Origin of the sequence: Methylobacterium sp. BE186 (genome assembly GCF_031457035.1) — a bacterium.
Lineage (GTDB): Bacteria > Pseudomonadota > Alphaproteobacteria > Rhizobiales > Beijerinckiaceae > Methylobacterium > Methylobacterium segetis.
In genome coordinates this window covers 301,670-316,848 of sequence record NZ_JAVDVV010000001.1, presented here as the reverse complement: position 1 = coordinate 316,848, position 15,179 = coordinate 301,670, and the positions used below count along the sequence as shown (strand labels likewise).

Sequence of the window (15,179 nt, the reverse complement as noted above, 5' to 3'; positions counted from 1 at the left end):
CGACGGGCACGCGGGCGAGGCGGCCTAACCCTTGCGCCCGCCCGGCGCGGAGCCCTTGGCGAGAGCCGCCCGGCGCAGGGCCTCGGCGAGGGCGCCGGCCGGCTCGGGCGCGGATTGCCGGGACGGCGCCGGGCTCGGCCTCGCGCCCGCCGCGGGCCGCTCCTCGCGCCGGGCCGGGCGGGCGCCCGCCTCGTCCGAGCGCATCGAAAGCGCGATGCGCTTGCGCGCCGCGTCCACCTCGACGACGCGCACCTGCACCACGTCGCCGGGCTTCACCACCTCGCGCGGATCCTTCACGAAGCGGTCGGCGAGCATGGAGATGTGTACGAGCCCGTCCTGGTGGACGCCGATATCGACGAAGGCCCCGAAGGCCGCGACATTCGTCACCACGCCTTCGAGCCTCATGCCGGGCTTGAGGTCCTGGATCCTCTCCACACCCTCCTGGAAGGTCGCGGTCCGGAAGGCGGGGCGCGGGTCGCGGCCCGGCTTCTCGAGCTCGGCGAGGATGTCCGTCACCGTCGGCAGGCCGAAGCTCGCGTCCGTGAAGCGCTTCGGGTCGAGGCCGCGCAGCACCGCGCCGTTCCCGATCACGGCACCGATGGGCTGGCCCGTGGCAGCGAGGATCTTGCGCACCACCGGATACGCCTCCGGGTGCACGCCCGAGGCGTCGAGCGGGTCGTCGCCCTCGCGGATGCGCAGGAAGCCCGCGGCCAGCTCGTAGGCCTTCGGCCCGAGCCCGGCGACCTTGCGCAGCCCCGAGCGGCTGCGGAACGGGCCGTTCGCGTCCCGGTGGACCACGATGTTGCCGGCGACGCGCTCGCTCAGGCCCGAGACGCGGGCCAGGAGCGGCGCGGAGGCCGTGTTCACGTCGACGCCGACGCCGTTCACGCAATCCTCCACCACCGCGTCGAGGGAGCGGGAGAGCTTCCCCTCCGCGAGGTCGTGCTGGTACTGGCCGACGCCGATGGCGCGGGGCTCGATCTTCACGAGCTCGGCGAGGGGATCCTGCAACCGCCGCGCGATCGAGACGGCGCCCCGCAGGGTCACGTCGAGGCCCGGCAATTCGGCCGAGGCGTAGGCGCTCGCCGAGTAGACCGAGGCGCCGGCCTCCGAGACCATCACCTTGGTGAGGCGCAGTTCGGGCTGCTTGGCGACGAGCTCGGCCGCGAGCCGGTCGGTCTCGCGGGAAGCGGTGCCGTTGCCTATCGCGATCAGCTCCACCCGGTGGGCGCGGCAGAGCTTGGCGAGGGCCACCAGGGCGCCGTTCCAGTCGCGGCGCGGCTCGTGCGGGTAGATCGTGTCGGTGGCCACCACCTTGCCGGTGGCGTCGACCACGGCGACCTTCACGCCGGTGCGGTAGCCCGGATCGAGCCCGAGGGTCGGGCGCGGGCCGGCCGGGGCGGCGAGCAGCAGGTCGCGCAGGTTTCCGGCGAAGACCTTCACGGCGCCCTCCTCGGCCACCGCCCAGAGGCGAGCGCGCAGGTCCGTGTCGAGGGCGGGCTTCAGCTTGGTGCGCCAAGCCCGGCGCACCGTGTCCGCGAGGAAGCGGTCCCCCGGCCGGCCCCGGTCGGCGAGGCCGAAGGCCCGGGCGATGCGCAACTCCTGCCAGCCCGGCTGGTTCGGGGCCGGCGCGTCGGCCGGCGCGTCGCCGATCTCGAGGTCGAGCACCTCTTCCTTCTCGCCCCGGAAGAGGGCGAGGATCCGGTGCGAGGGCAGCTTCGTCAGAGGCTCGGCGAAGTCGAAGTAATCGGCGAACTTCTCCCCTGCCGCCTCCTTGCCCTTGCGCACGGAGGAGCCGAGCCGGCCGCGCTGCCACGTGGTCTCGCGCAAGGCCCCGACGAGTTCCGGCTCCTCGCTGAAGCGCTCGATCAGGATGGCGCGGGCGCCCTCCAGGGCGGAATCGGCGTCGGCGATGCCCTTCGCGGGGTCGACGAAGGGCTTGGCGGCGGCCTCCGGGCTCTGGTCGGGGCGGGCCAGAAGCGCCTCGGCGAGGGGCCCGAGCCCGGCCTCCCGGGCGGCCTGCGCCTTGGTGCGCCGCTTCTGCTTGAAGGGGAGGTAGAGGTCCTCGAGCCGCGCCTTGGTCTCGGCCTGGGCGATGCGGGCCGCGAGCGCGGCATCGAGCTTGCCCTGCTCGCGGAGGCTCTCGAGGATCGCGGCGCGGCGTGCCTCGAGCTCGCGCAGGTAGCCGAGCCGCTCCTCGAGGCTGCGCAATTGCGCGTCGTCGAGGGCGCCCGTCGCCTCCTTGCGGTAGCGGGCGATGAAGGGGACCGTGGCGCCGCCGTCGAGGAGATCGACCGCTGCCGTCACCTGCCCCTCGGCGACGCCGAGTTCGGTGGCGATGCGCCGGGTGATGCTGGTCATGGGCGACTCCCTCCTCTGCCGGAGGGCTCGTGTAGCGGGCGGGGGCGCGGGCTCCAACCCGGTGGGCGCGAGAGGGCGGCTTTTGCCTGTCTCACGTGAAAACTCTTCCTTAACCTCGACCCTCAGTTGAGGCGCAGGATCGCCGCGTTCAGCACCGTCGCGAAGGCGACCCAGGCCGCGTAGGGCACGAGGAGCCAGGCGGCGAGCCGGTCGTAGCGCCAGGACAGGCGGATCGTCCACAGCACCATGACGAGGAGGGCTGCAACCACGACGAGCGCCGCGCCGATGGCGTGGGCGGTGAAGAAGACGGGGCTCCAGGCGGCGTTGAGGGCGAGCTGGACGTAGAAGGCGGCGAGCGCGAGCCACCAGCCGCGCCGGGACGAACCCGTGATCGCGATCACCCCCAGAAGCCTCCAGACGCTGATCGCGATCATCGTGTAGAGGATCGTCCAAGCGACCGGAAAGACCCAGTTCGGCGGGTTGAAGCTCGGCTTGGCGAGGCCCGCGTACCAGGTCGGGATGCTCTCCTGCGTCGAGGCCGAGCCGACGAGGGCGGTCGCGGCCACGGGAAGGATCGCGAGGGCGAGGCGCAGCCAGGGCGAGAGGGCGGGCGCGTCCGGAACAGGCAGGGCCGTCGGCATGGGGAGGTCCTCGCGGGAATGGAGGGCGTCCCGCCGGGTTGCGAGGCCGCGTCGGTTCGTGTCAGGCGGCAAATTCCGCCCGAAAGCAAGCTCGGCCCCGTGCCGCAGGAGAATGCGATGCCCCTTTCCCCCAAGCCGCAGGACGAGGCGCCGGCCGAGGCCGGGCCGGCGACAGGCCCGGCGCGCGCGGACGGCCTCTCGCGGCGCAGCCTCGCGGCCCAGGCGATGGGGCGCATCGACCCCGTGACGCGGGGCGTCGTGCCGCCGCTCCACGTCTCCACCACCTTCATCCGCGACCCCGACAACGCCTACAGCTCGGGCTTCGCCTACGCGCGGCCCGACAACGCGACGGTGCGCGAGGCCGAATCCGTCATCGCCATGCTGGAGGGGGCGCAGGCAGGCGCGCTTCTGTTCGGCTCCGGCATGGCGGCGGCGACCGCCGTGTTCACGGCCCTGGAGCCCGGCGACCACGTGGTGGCGCCGAAGGTGATGTACTGGGCGCTGCGCCGCTGGCTGCGGGAGGAAGCGCCCCGCCGCACCTTCGCGATCGATTTCGTCGACGCCGACGACCTCGACGCGCTGCGCGCCGCGATGCGGCCCGGCCGGACGAAGCTCGTCTGGATCGAGACGCCGGGCAACCCGCTCTGGACGGTGACGGACATCGCGGCCGCCGCCGACATCGCGCACGCGGCCGGCGCGCGGCTCGCCGTCGATTCGACCGCGGCCTCCCCCGTCCACACGCGGCCCCTGGCGCTCGGTGCCGACATCGTGATGCACTCGGCCACGAAGATCCTCAACGGCCACTCGGACGTGGTGGCGGGCGTCCTCGCCGCGGGCCGCGCCGACGCGTTCTGGGAGCGGATCGGCGCGATCCGCGCGAACGGGGGCGCGATCCTCGGCCCCTTCGAGGCCTACCTGCTGATGCGCTCGCTGCGGACCCTGCCGCTGCGCGCGGCCGCCCAATCCGCGAGCGCCCTCGACCTCGCCCGGCGCCTGCGCCGCCACGCCTTCGTGGCCTCGGTCCTCTATCCCGGCCTGCCGGACGACCCCGGCCACGCGGTCGCCGCGCGCCAGATGGAGGGCGGCTTCGGCTACATGCTGTCGATCCGGGTGCGGGGCGGCGAGGAGGCGGCCATCGGCACCGCCGCGCGGGTGCGGCTGTGGAAGCGGGCGACCTCGCTCGGCGGCGTCGAGAGCCTGATCGAGCACCGCGCCTCCGTCGAGGGGCCGGGCTCACCCTGCCCGCCCGACCTCCTGCGCCTCTCCACCGGCATCGAGGACCCCGCCGACCTCTACCGCGATCTCGACGCGGCGCTCTGGGCCGCCCACGGGGGCGAGCCCCGCCAAGCCTGAGGCGGGCCTCGATTTTTCGGGCCGGTCAGCTGGGCCGATCGCGGATCTGGCGCGTTGTGCCCGATGCGGGCGCAACGATGCCGACGCTGGAGCGAGACCCGCGCTGGAGCGAGACCCGGGGACCCGTCATGACCGATGCGAGACTGATCCTGGCGGGCGCCGCGGCGCTCGCGACCCTCGGCCTCTTCGCGGGTCCCGCCGCAGCGGAGGGGCCGCCGAAGCTCGACATCGAGGCGACCTGCAAGTCGGCGGCCCGGGCCGAGGTCAGCGTCAGCGAGAATGCGAGCGTCGAGGGCTGCCTGCGCTCGGAGCGGGACGCCCGCAAGGAGGCCGAGCGGCGCTGGGGCGACTACTCGTCCGCCGCCAAGCGCCAGTGCGAGCAGCAATTCCAGGCGGGCGGCTACCCGTCCTACGTCGAGATGGTGACCTGCCTCGAACTCGCGAGCGGCACGGTGCCGACCCAGTCCGGCGGCGGCGGAGCGGCGACGGAAGGCCCCGGCTCGCCGCGGACGACGACCGGCGCCCGCGAGACGGGCGCGCGCGACGTCACCCGGGAGCCCGCGCCGAGCGACCGGACGAACCCGATCGAGGTCCTGAACAACAAGCAGTAGGGCCGGGAGCCCGCCCCACCCCGGCGCCTCGGGGCGAGGCGGCGAGCGGTCCCAAGTCCGACGCTTGGTACCCACGCCCGCATTCTGCACGGGGTGCGGGCTGCGTGAAAAGGCGAGCTCTCCGCGCCGCCCGAGGACGGCCTTCCACCACGCGCTTTTGGCTCCCCCAGGCCGGTCGGCCTCTAAGAGAGTGGACGGGATGGAATGAGGGTGACCGTTTCCATCGACGTCCCGTCGATCGAAGAGGGTCTGAAGTTTTTTGGCGGTGTCTTTGGTTTCGTCGAGACATCCCGGCCTCATGCCGGCTACGCCATGTTGACCTCGGGCGATGTGACGATCGGGCTTCTCGCGAAACCTGCTGGATCATCACCGGCGCCAGGAAGCAACGACCTTCGCCGGTATGAGCGCCACTGGACACCCGTTCACGTCGATTTTCGTGTCGATGACTTCGAAGGGACGCTCGAACGCGCCTTGGCCCATGGCGCAAGGTCAGAGCAGGTCCACCGCGTGCCGGGCTTTCCACCCGTTGCGTTCTGCAGCGATCCTTTCGGGCATGGGTTCTGCATCGTTGGCGTGACCACGCTGTAGACGCCCCGACTGCGCCATGGGTTAGGCCCGACCTCCGCTTCGGTCGTCCGCAGACAGCCGCTCGCGGCGGGTTACCAAGCGTCGGATCCGGACCACCGGGAGCGGCCGGGTTCCCCTCACGCCTCCTCGGCGGCAAGGCAGACCCGCGCCTGCGTCTCGCGCGCGACCGGGGCCGCCACGGGTGCGGCGCGGCTCTGGGCAAGATCGGCGAGTTCCGGAGCCTGGTCCGTGTCGTCCGAGGTCAGGAACAGACCGCGGGCGCGCGCGAGGCGGCCGAGATCGGCCCGGCTCGTCAGCACGCTCTGGGCCGGGCTCGTGATCAGCGCGAAGGCGAGCGGCGCCATCCAGAGGGCGAGCCAGAAATCGCCCGCGAGCGCCAGCCCGAGGGCGAGCGCGGCGCCGACGATCACCGCGTCGGCCTGCAGCCGGAAGGCCTCCGACCAGGGCACGTGCCGGTCGTCGCGGACCTGGGTGTCCCAGCGCACGACGCGGCCGGCGAAGGTCGAGAGCACGGCGCCCGCGGTGAACAGGGTCATCACCGGCCAGAGTAGCACCCACACGACCTGCTCCAGGGCCGCGCTCTTCAGGAGCGCGGCGGTGCCGCCGAAGGCCCGGCGGCGCTCGGCCGAGGCGAGCACGTGGCCGAGGCTCAGGAGCTTCGGCAGGGCCAGCACGGCGACGCAGAGGGCGGCGAGCGCGTGGGCGGCGGCGCCCGTCCCCGTGAGCCCGTAGGCGAGGAGCCCGAGATCGCCGGTCCGGGCGGCGAGCAGGGTGCCCGCGGCCAGGAAGGCGATCCAGAGCGGGAGCATGCCGTAGGAGAGGATGCCGACGAGAAGGTGCCAGCGGCTCGCGGCGAGCAGCCCCGGCATCGGCACGACGCGCAGGTGTTGCAGGTTGCCCTGGCACCAGCGGCGCTCGCGGCCGAGGAGGTCGACGAGGTTCGTCGGCATCTCCTCCCAGGTGCCGCCCATCTCCGGCAAGAGGCGCACCTCCCAGCCGGCGCGGCGCAGGAACGCGCCCTCGACGATGTCGTGGCAGAGGATCTCGCCGCCGAGGGGCGCACGCCCGGGCAGGACGGGCAGTTGCGCGTTGTCGGCGAAGGCCTCGATGCGCAGGATCGCGTTGTGGCCCCAGTAGCTGCCGTCCGGCCCCTGCCAGGTCTCCAGGCAGCGCAGGGCCAGCGGCGCGTAGAGCCGCACCGCGAATTGCTGGATGCGGGCGAACAGGGTGTCGCGGCCGGCGGCGTAGGAGACGGTCTGGATCAGGCCGACCCGCGGGCTCTCCTCCATCAGCCGCACGAGGCGGCGCATGGCCTCACCCGTCATCAGGCTGTCGGCGTCGAGCACGATCATGTAGTCGTATTCGTGCCCGTAGCTCCCGCAGAACTCGGCGATGTTGCCCGCCTTGCGCCCGGTATTCTCGCGCCGCCGCCGGTAGCGGATCTGCGGCAGGCCGGGCCCGTTCGCCCGGCGCCACGCCTCGATCCGGGCGAATTCGTGCTCCTCCACCGCCGCGATGGCGCCGTCGCGGGTGTCGGAGAGGACGAAGATGTCGATGTCGGAGCCGCTGCCGCCCTCGCGGGCGAGGGAGCGCGCCATCACGCGCAGGGCCGCGAACACGGCGACTGCGTCCTCGGCGTGGATCGCGACGACCGCCGCGGTGCGGCTGAGGCCGGTGGCGCGGGCCGGCACGCTCCCGGAGCGCCGCTCCAGCGCGGATTTCGCCCGGTCGCCGAGCACGGCCGCGATGAGCCCGTAGAGGTATTGCCACGCGACGAAGGATTGCCACGCCATCACGAGGGCGAACAGCGCCAGCACGGTGCCGGAGAGCCATCCCGCGGGCGGGCCGTAGGCGGCGGCCGCGAGCGCCGCGATGGCGAGCCCGGTGGCGAGTGAGGGAAGCGCCAGGGCGAGGCGGCGCCAGCGGAGCCGGGCGCGGCCGCCCGGGTGCCAGACCTCGCGCGTCTCCGCGACCTCGGCGGCCAGTTCGGCCGTCAGCTCGGCCGGGAGCGGCTTGGCGGGAACGGGCTGAACCGCAACGGGCGTGGCCGTGCCGGGCTTGGCCGCAACGGGCTTGGCCGCAACGGGCGTGGCCGCGACAGGCTTGGCCATCACGGGCTTGGCCGCCGAAACCGTGTCCGGCAGGATTTCGACCGCCGGGTCCTCGTGCGACAACGGTGTGGTGGACATGGGGGGCGTGAAACTCGACCGAGGAGGGACACCGACCACCCGTCACCGGAGACCCGAGAGGCCGATGAGCGAGCGCACCGAGAGACGCGACGTTGTACCGGGACCGGACGAGCCGGCCGATCCAGGCCCCGGCGAACCCGCCGCGCTTTCCCGCCGCCGCCTGCTTCGATCGGGGCTTCGGACGGGCCTGACCGCGGCTGCCGGTACGATCCTACCTAGCGCCTTCGACCTGAATGTCGCCAGAACGATGGCGGGCGAGGCCGTTCAGGGGACGGCGGCGCCGATGACCTTCGAGGCCCTGGGCAGCCGGGCCGCCGGGCTCGCCGCCGCCCCCTACCGGCCGCCGGCCGACGACCTCCCGCCAGCACTCGCCGCGCTGGGCTACGACGGCTACCGCGCCATCACCTTCCGGCCCGGCGAGAGCCTGCGGCTGGGCCCCTTCTTCTCGGCGCAGCTCTTCCACCGGGGCTTCCTGCAGAGGAAGCGGGTCGACCTGTTCCTCCAGCCCCGCCAGGGGCCGGCGCGGGCGATCGCCTACGAGAGCCGCCTGTTCGACCTCGGGCCGGGGCTCGCGGGCGCGAGCTTCCCGAGCGGGCTCGGCTTCGCGGGCTTCCGCCTGCACTACGCCTTCGACCGGGCGCGGCCGGAGGACAGGGAGGAGTTCCTCGTCTTCCTCGGCGCCTCCTACTTCCGCTTGCGGGGCCTGGGCCAGGAATACGGTCTCTCGGCGCGGGCGGCGGCGATCGGCACCGGCCTGCCGGCGCCCGAGGAATTCCCGGATTTCGTGGCCCACTGGATCTGCGAGCCGGAGGAGGGCGCGCGCCGGGTCACCATCCTCTCGCTCCTCGACAGCCCGAGCCTCGCGGGCGCCTACCGCTTCGTGGTGGAGCCCGGCGACCCCTCGCGCATCGCGGTCACGGCCGCGCTTCACCCGCGCCGTCCCATCGAGCGGCTCGGCCTCGCCCCGCTCACCAGCATGTTCGTGCACGGGCAGAACGGGCCGGGCGCCCGGGGCGCGGAGGGGTTCGACGATTTCCGGCCGCAGGTCCACGATTCGGACGGTCTCGTGGTCGAGACGGCGGGCGACCGGCTCTGGCGGCCCCTCGTGAACGGGCGGCGGGCACCGCAGGTCTCGGCCTTCCGCGCCGAGCCGCTGAAGGGGTTCGGCCTGCTCCAGCGGGAGCGGAGCTTTGCCGCCTATCTCGACGTGCAGGCCCGCCACGAATCGCGCCCCGGCCTCTGGGTGGAGCCGGGCCGGGGAGGCGAGGGCGCGGGCGGGAGCGACGCCTTCGCCGCGGGCGAGGTCCAGCTCTACGAGATCCCCTCCCGCGAGGAGTACATGGACAACATCGTGGCGGCCTTCGTGCCGCGCGAGCCCGCCGTTCCGGGCCGCCCGCTCGCCCTCGCCTACGGGCTCACCACGGTCGGGGCGGAGCCGGCGCCGGGCATGCCGGGGCACCTCGCCCGGGTGGTCTCGACGCGGGTCGGCTCCGCCGAGCGCCTGCGCCCGACGAACCCGCCGAGCCCCGCCCGGCGCCTCTACGTGGTGGATTTCGAGGGGCCGGGCCTCGCGGGCGCCACCGGCATCACGGCCGACGTCTCGGCGAGCGCCGGCACGATGGTCGATCCCGTCACGGAACCGGTGCCGCAGACGGGCGGCTGGCGCCTCTACGTCGAGTGGCGCCCGCCCGCGGAGAGGCCGGCCGGCGACGTGGTGCTGCGCGCCCACCTCGTGCGCGGCGGCACCCGGATCAGCGAGACCTGGGACGCGGTGGCGTGACGCTCAGGCGCCGCGGCGCTCGCGCTCCAGGCGCTTGCGCAGGCGGGTCGCGCCGTAGGCTTCCGCGAGCCGGCGGCGGGCGGCGCTCACGGGCGCCGCCTGCCGCTCGGTGCAGGCGGCCGCGATGACGCGCAAGGTCGCGTCGACGGAGCGCGCGAGGCGGCCCACGGCCGCCGAGGCATCGGTGTCCAGCATCGGATGTTCAGCCCCTCGTGCGGGCGCCCTCTGGCGGGGCGGTCCGGGAAGCACCATCGCGGAGCCCTCGGGCCGGAAGAAGGCAGCTTGGCCGTATCATCGGCGCGGGCCGCCTCGAGGCTAGGACGCCTCCCGCCACGCGCCGCGGCCGGCCGCGGCGAAGGCGAGGGTCAGGTCGAAGGCCTCGGCGACGCCCTCGTGCCAGAGGGAGAAGGGCGTCGGCCGCGCGAGGTGCAGGGCGCCCTCGGTCTCGGGGCCGGCCGGGCGGAGATCGGCGCCGAGCTTGGCCGCGAGCCCTCGCATCGGGCCGTTGCGGGTGAGGCAGCGCACGTGCAGGTCGCTGACGCCGCGGTTGCGGGCCGCGTCGGCGATCCGTGCGAACAGGGCCGCGCCGAGGCCGCTTCGGCGATACGCGTGCTCGACGGCGAAGGCGGCCTCCGCCTCCGGCCCGAGGGCCATGCCCGGCGGGCGGGAGCCCGTGGGTCGCAGCTCGCCGAGCCCGCGCAGGACCCCGTCGCGGAACGCGCCGAAGACGAGGCCGTCGGCCGTCACGCAGCGCTCGGCATAGGCGCGCACGCCCGCCTCGCTCACCGCGCCCATGAAGCGCCCGGCGCGGGTCTCGGGGTCGAGCCGCAGGAAATACGCGACGATGGCCGCGCGGTCGCTCGGCCAGAGGCGCCGGACATGAATCCGTCCGGTCGCCTGAATTCGGGGCAGTGCCATGCCGGTCTCCGGTCGGGGTGCGCGGGGCGCGCTGCAGATCCGGACGAAACCTCCCTCAAGGCCGAGCTGAGGTGGCATGGGCGAATACATTGTGCAATGCAGCAAAACGACGTACCCCGCTGCCGCCGGGGCCGCCATGCGCGGGCGGGATGGAACCGGCGGCGCCTGTCACCGATCGGCTCTCGGCGGGCTTGATCCCGGAGCGGCCGCGCGGCAGACCGGGCCGGCTCCCGTTCATCTCGCGCCCCCCATCGTACCCGTGAGGTGAGGCTCCGGCTCCAACGCGCGAGGTGACCTTGTCCAGTCCGGCCTCCGGCCCTGCCCCGTCGCCCGAGGCGCGCGCCGGCGCCCTCCCCCGCGGCCCGGTCCACGAGCGCTACGAGGCGCTGGCGGCCTCCGGCGCCATCGAGCGCGACCCCGCGCAGATCCGGCTTGTGCGCGCCCTCGACGGGCTCCTCCAGGATCTCGAGCGGCGCCGGCGGGCCCGGAAGGGCAGCGCGCTCGGCTGGCTGTTCGGCCGCAAGGACGATGCGGGCGGGCCGCCGAAGGGGCTCTACATCTGGGGCTCCGTCGGCCGCGGCAAGACCATGCTGATGGACCTGTTCCACGAGGCGGCGCCGGGGCCGAAGCGGCGGGTCCATTTCCACGGCTTCCTCGCCGACGCGCACGAGCGCATCCACGCCTACCGGCAGGCCCTGAAGCGGGGCGAGGTGAAGGGCGACGATCCGATCCCGCCGGTGGCCGAGGCGCTCGCCGAGGAGGCGAAGCTCCTCTGCTTCGACGAGTTCACGGTGACCGACATCGCCGACGCGATGATCCTCGGCCGCCTGTTCGCCGCCCTGTTCCGGCACGGCGTCACCGTGGTGGCGACCTCCAACGTCGAGCCCGACCGGCTCTACGAGGGCGGGCTCAACCGCGCCCTGTTCCTGCCCTTCGTGGCGGAGCTGAAGGAGCGGGTGGCGGTGCTGCGCCTCGATGCGCGCACGGATTTCCGCCTGGAGAAGCTCGGCGGCGCCTCGGTCTACCACGTGCCGGCGGACGCGGCGGCGCGGGAGGCCCTCGACCGGGCCTTCAAGGGGCTGACCGGCAAGGCCAAGGGCCGGGCCGCCACGATCCGGGTGAAGGGCCGCGACGTCGCGGTGCCCGAGGAGGCGGCGGGCGTCGCCCGCTTCGGCTTCGCCGACCTCTGCGCGCAGCCGCTCGGCGCCTCCGACTACATGGCGCTGGCCAGCACCTTCCACACGCTGATCGTCGAGGGCATCCCCGTGATGGGCGAGGCGCAACGCAACGAGGCCAAGCGCTTCATCACCCTCGTCGACACGCTCTACGACGCCCACGTGAAGCTCGTGGCCTCGGCCGAGGCCGAGGCGCAGGACCTCTACCCGGTCCAGGAGGGCCGCGAGGCCTTCGAGTTCGACCGCACGGTCTCCCGCCTCATCGAGATGCGCTCCTCTGCCTACCTCGCCCTGCCGCACGGGCGGGGGGATTCCGAGGCGACGGGGGCGAGCACGGGCCTCGTCGAGACCTGAGCGGAGGCGGGGCCGACGGCACATTGGAGCCCGCTCCCGGGCCGGCGGGACCTTGGCAAGCCGGGACGGGGGCGCATTTACCTGCACTCGCCCGTCCCGACATGTCTCCGGCAGGATCCCGACCATCCCGATGAACGTGCCGATCGCCGCGCTGCGCCGCTGGACCTGGCGCGGGACGCCCGGCCGGAGCGGGTGGCTCGGCGCACCCCTCGCCTTCGGCCTCCTCGCCCTCGCCCTCGCTGCCGGCGTCTGGAACTACCTCGCGGGCGAAGCGCGGCGGGCGGAGGTCGAGAGCGGCACCGGCACCATCGCCGGCGTCGAGCGCCTGCTCTCCTCGATGAAGGATCTGGAGACGGGCGAGCGCGGCTACGTCATCGTCGGGGGCGAGCGCTACCTCGCGACCTACACCGAGTCGCTCGGCGCCATCGATGGGGGGCTCGCCGCGCTCGGAGCCGCCGTCGCCGCACCGGGGCGGGTCGCGGCGGCGGGCGGCAAGTCGCTCGCCACCCTGATCGCCGAGAAGCGCGATTTCGCCGCGCGGGTCGTGGCGCTTCGCCGGGAGCAGGGCTTCGAGGCGTCGGCCGCCCTCGTGCGCACCGAGGAGGGCAAGCGGATCATGGACGCGATCCGCGCCGAATCCGCGGCGATCCAGGCGGAGACCGCCCGCCGCATCGCAGGGATCCGGGAGAGCGACCGCCTGCGCGCGCTTCTCCTCTCCCTCGTCAGCGGCCTGTCGGCCCTCGCGGCCATCGCGCTCCTCGCCCGACTCGCCCTCGTGCGGCGGCGCGAGTCGCTGCGCATGACCCGCCTCCTCGACGGGGTGCTCGCCAACGCCCCCGTCGGCCTCGGCTTCCTCGACCGCGACCTCAAGATCCGCCACATGAACCGGGCCCTCGCCACCATGAGCGAGCGCGGCTTCGGGGCCGATCTCGGGGCGCCGATCTGGGCGATGCTGCCGACGCTGCGGGAGGAACTCGCCCCGAAACTGTCGGCCGCCCTCCGCGAGGGCCTCGTCACGCCGGACGTGCCGGTGGCGGTGCCGGCCCCGAGCGCACCGGGCGGCATCCGCCAGTTCTCGATGAGCTTCTACCCGCTGCGCGGCGCGGCCGGCGAGCGGGACGTCGAGGGGGTCGGCCTCGTCGTCCTCGACGAGACGATCCGGCGGATGGCCCAGGACCGCCTGACCCGCAGCGAGGAGCGCTTCCGCTCCCTCATCGAGGCCTCCGCCGCGATCGTCTGGACGGCCGGCCCGGACGGCGAGCTCCACCCGCGCCAGACCGCCTGGACCCGCTTCACGGGACAGGACGAGGCGGCCTATGCGGGGCTCGGCTTCCTCGACGCCGTCCATCCGGACGACCGCGCCCATACCCGCGCCGCCTGGGCGCAGGCGGTGCGCACCCTCGCCCCCTACGAGACCGAGCACCGCCTGCGCCGCCGGGACGGCGCCTACCGCCACATGAGCGTGCGCGCCGTGCCGCTCCTCGAGGAGGGCGGCATCCTGCGGGAGTGGGTCGGCACCCACGCCGACATCACCGAGCGCAAGGAGGCCGAGGCGCAGATCGCCGCCGCGAAGGAGGCCGCCGAGGAGGCGAACCGGGCGAAAAGCCAGTTCCTCGCCAACATGAGCCACGAATTGCGCACGCCGCTCTCGGCGGTGATCGGCTATTCCGAGATGCTGCAGGAGGAGTTGGAGGATCTCGGCGAGCCGGCGCTGATCGCCGACATGCGCAAGATCGAGTCGAACGCCCGCCACCTGCTCGGCCTCATCAACGACGTCCTCGACCTCTCGAAGATCGAGGCCGAGCGCGTCGAGATCTTCGCCGAGGATTTTTCGGTCGCCGAGGTGGTCGCGGAGGTCGCCGCCACGGTAGAGGGCTTGGTCGAGAAGAAGGGCAACCGCCTGACCCTGACGGTCGCGGGCGATGTGGGCGCGGCCCAGACCGACGTGACGAAGCTGCGCCAGTGCCTGATCAACCTCCTCAGCAACGCGGCGAAGTTCACGCAGGGCGGGGAGATCACGCTGGCCGTGGCGCGGGAAGCGGACGACACGCTCCGCTTCACGGTCTCCGATACCGGCATCGGCATGAACCCGGAGCAGGTCGGGCGTCTGTTCGAGCGCTTCGTCCAGGCCGACGCCTCGACGACCCGGCGCTTCGGCGGCACCGGGCTCGGCCTCTCGATCACCCGCGCCTTCGCGCACATGCTCGGGGGCGACATCGCGGTCGAGAGCCGGGAGGGCGAGGGCACCTGCTTCACCCTGCGCCTGCCCGCCCGCTACGTCCCGCCCGCCGAGGAGGCGCCCCCGCCCGCCCCGGCCGGGGACGGGGACGGCGCCACGATCCTCGTCATCGACGACGACGCCGCGACCCGCGACCTCCTCGCCCGCTTCCTGGAACGCGACGGCTTCCGGGTCGCCACGGCGAGCGACGGGCGGACGGGCCTGGAGCGGGCCAGGAGCCTGCGACCGCGCGCCATCCTCCTCGACGTCACCATGCCCCACATGGACGGCTGGTCGGTGCTGCGGGCGCTGCGCGCCGACCCGGACCTCGGGGCGACGCCGATCATCATGGTGACGGTGCTCGACGAGGAGACCCTCGCCTTCTCCCTCGGCGCCACCGACTACCTGCACAAGCCGATCGAGTGGGACCACCTGAAGGCGGTCACCGACCGGTTCCGGCCCGGCCCCGGCGGCGGCCCGATCCTCGTCGTGGACGACGACGCGGATGCCCGCGAGCGGCTGGCCGCCTACCTGACGCGCGAGAACCTCCCCGTGCGAACGGCCGAGCACGGCGGCAGCGCCCTCACCTGCGTGGCGGCCGAGAAGCCGGGCCTGATCCTGCTCGACCTGATGATGCCGGAGGTGGACGGCTTCGCCTTCCTGCGCCGCCTGCGCGCCCGGGCCGACTGGCGCGACATCCCGGTCGTCGTCCTCACCGCCAAGGACATCACCGCCGAGGACCGCCGCCGCCTCGCGGGGCAGGCCGACCGGGTGATCGCCAAGGGCTCGCTGAGCCTCGCGGATCTGGCGCGGGAGGTGCGGGAACTCGTGGGGGGCGAAGCCGGGGCGTAGCGCTCACGCGCCGAGGAACTTCAAAGGCGACGCCCAGGGCGGCCGTGTCGTTCAGGAAAACAGCGTCTCGGACTCGGATGGGTCGGCCGGAATGAAGGATGCCGGCTCCTCTCAAGGCGACCATCCTGCTGCTGCGCGC

At 73.8% G+C, this 15,179-nt stretch carries 11 protein-coding genes; 6 read left to right on the top strand and 5 right to left on the bottom strand.

Going from position 1 to position 15,179, the window contains the following annotated elements; translation table 11 throughout:
- Positions 1-24: 24 nt before the first annotated feature.
- Positions 25-2,361: a Tex family protein gene (locus tag J2X36_RS01505; RefSeq protein WP_310345229.1), complete on the bottom strand. Its 2,337-nt coding sequence runs from the start codon at positions 2,359-2,361 to the stop codon at positions 25-27.
- Between the two features lie 122 nt (positions 2,362-2,483).
- Positions 2,484-3,002: a TspO/MBR family protein gene (locus tag J2X36_RS01500; protein WP_310345226.1), complete on the bottom strand. Its 519-nt coding sequence runs from the start codon at positions 3,000-3,002 to the stop codon at positions 2,484-2,486.
- A 117-nt stretch (positions 3,003-3,119) separates the two neighbouring features.
- On the opposite strand from J2X36_RS01500, the gene J2X36_RS01495 reads away from it, so the two are divergent.
- From J2X36_RS01495 to J2X36_RS01485, 3 genes are all read left to right on the top strand, one after another.
- Positions 3,120-4,355, top strand: a complete 1,236-nt coding sequence (locus J2X36_RS01495; protein WP_405029705.1) for a trans-sulfuration enzyme family protein — start codon at positions 3,120-3,122, stop codon at positions 4,353-4,355.
- A gap of 128 nt (positions 4,356-4,483) precedes the next feature.
- A complete protein-coding gene (locus J2X36_RS01490; RefSeq protein WP_132257023.1) occupies positions 4,484-4,966 on the top strand; it encodes a hypothetical protein in 483 nt (160 codons plus the stop codon).
- A gap of 204 nt (positions 4,967-5,170) precedes the next feature.
- A complete protein-coding gene (locus J2X36_RS01485) occupies positions 5,171-5,554 on the top strand; it encodes a VOC family protein (protein WP_310345219.1) in 384 nt (127 codons plus the stop codon).
- A 116-nt stretch (positions 5,555-5,670) separates the two neighbouring features.
- Here the strand turns inward: J2X36_RS01485 and mdoH are convergent, their stop codons facing one another.
- Entirely contained in the window at positions 5,671-7,743 is a 2,073-nt protein-coding gene (mdoH, locus tag J2X36_RS01480; RefSeq protein WP_310345217.1) for a glucans biosynthesis glucosyltransferase MdoH, read from the bottom strand.
- A gap of 283 nt (positions 7,744-8,026) precedes the next feature.
- Between mdoH and J2X36_RS01475 the strand changes: the two genes are divergently transcribed.
- Positions 8,027-9,523: a glucan biosynthesis protein gene (locus tag J2X36_RS01475; RefSeq protein WP_310345577.1), complete on the top strand. Its 1,497-nt coding sequence runs from the start codon at positions 8,027-8,029 to the stop codon at positions 9,521-9,523.
- A gap of 3 nt (positions 9,524-9,526) precedes the next feature.
- Here J2X36_RS01475 and J2X36_RS01470 read toward each other — a convergent pair whose 3' ends face one another.
- On the bottom strand, positions 9,527-9,718 hold the full coding sequence (locus tag J2X36_RS01470) for a hypothetical protein (protein ID WP_310345215.1): 192 nt from the start codon (positions 9,716-9,718) through the stop codon (positions 9,527-9,529).
- 120 nt (positions 9,719-9,838) lie between these two features.
- On the bottom strand, positions 9,839-10,441 hold the full coding sequence (locus tag J2X36_RS01465; RefSeq protein WP_310345212.1) for a GNAT family N-acetyltransferase: 603 nt from the start codon (positions 10,439-10,441) through the stop codon (positions 9,839-9,841).
- Between the two features lie 296 nt (positions 10,442-10,737).
- On the opposite strand from J2X36_RS01465, the gene zapE reads away from it, so the two are divergent.
- A complete protein-coding gene (gene zapE / locus J2X36_RS01460; RefSeq protein WP_132255410.1) occupies positions 10,738-11,970 on the top strand; it encodes a cell division protein ZapE in 1,233 nt (410 codons plus the stop codon).
- A 130-nt stretch (positions 11,971-12,100) separates the two neighbouring features.
- A complete protein-coding gene (locus J2X36_RS01455; protein ID WP_310345210.1) occupies positions 12,101-15,040 on the top strand; it encodes a response regulator in 2,940 nt (979 codons plus the stop codon).
- The last annotated feature ends 139 nt before the right edge of the window (positions 15,041-15,179 follow it).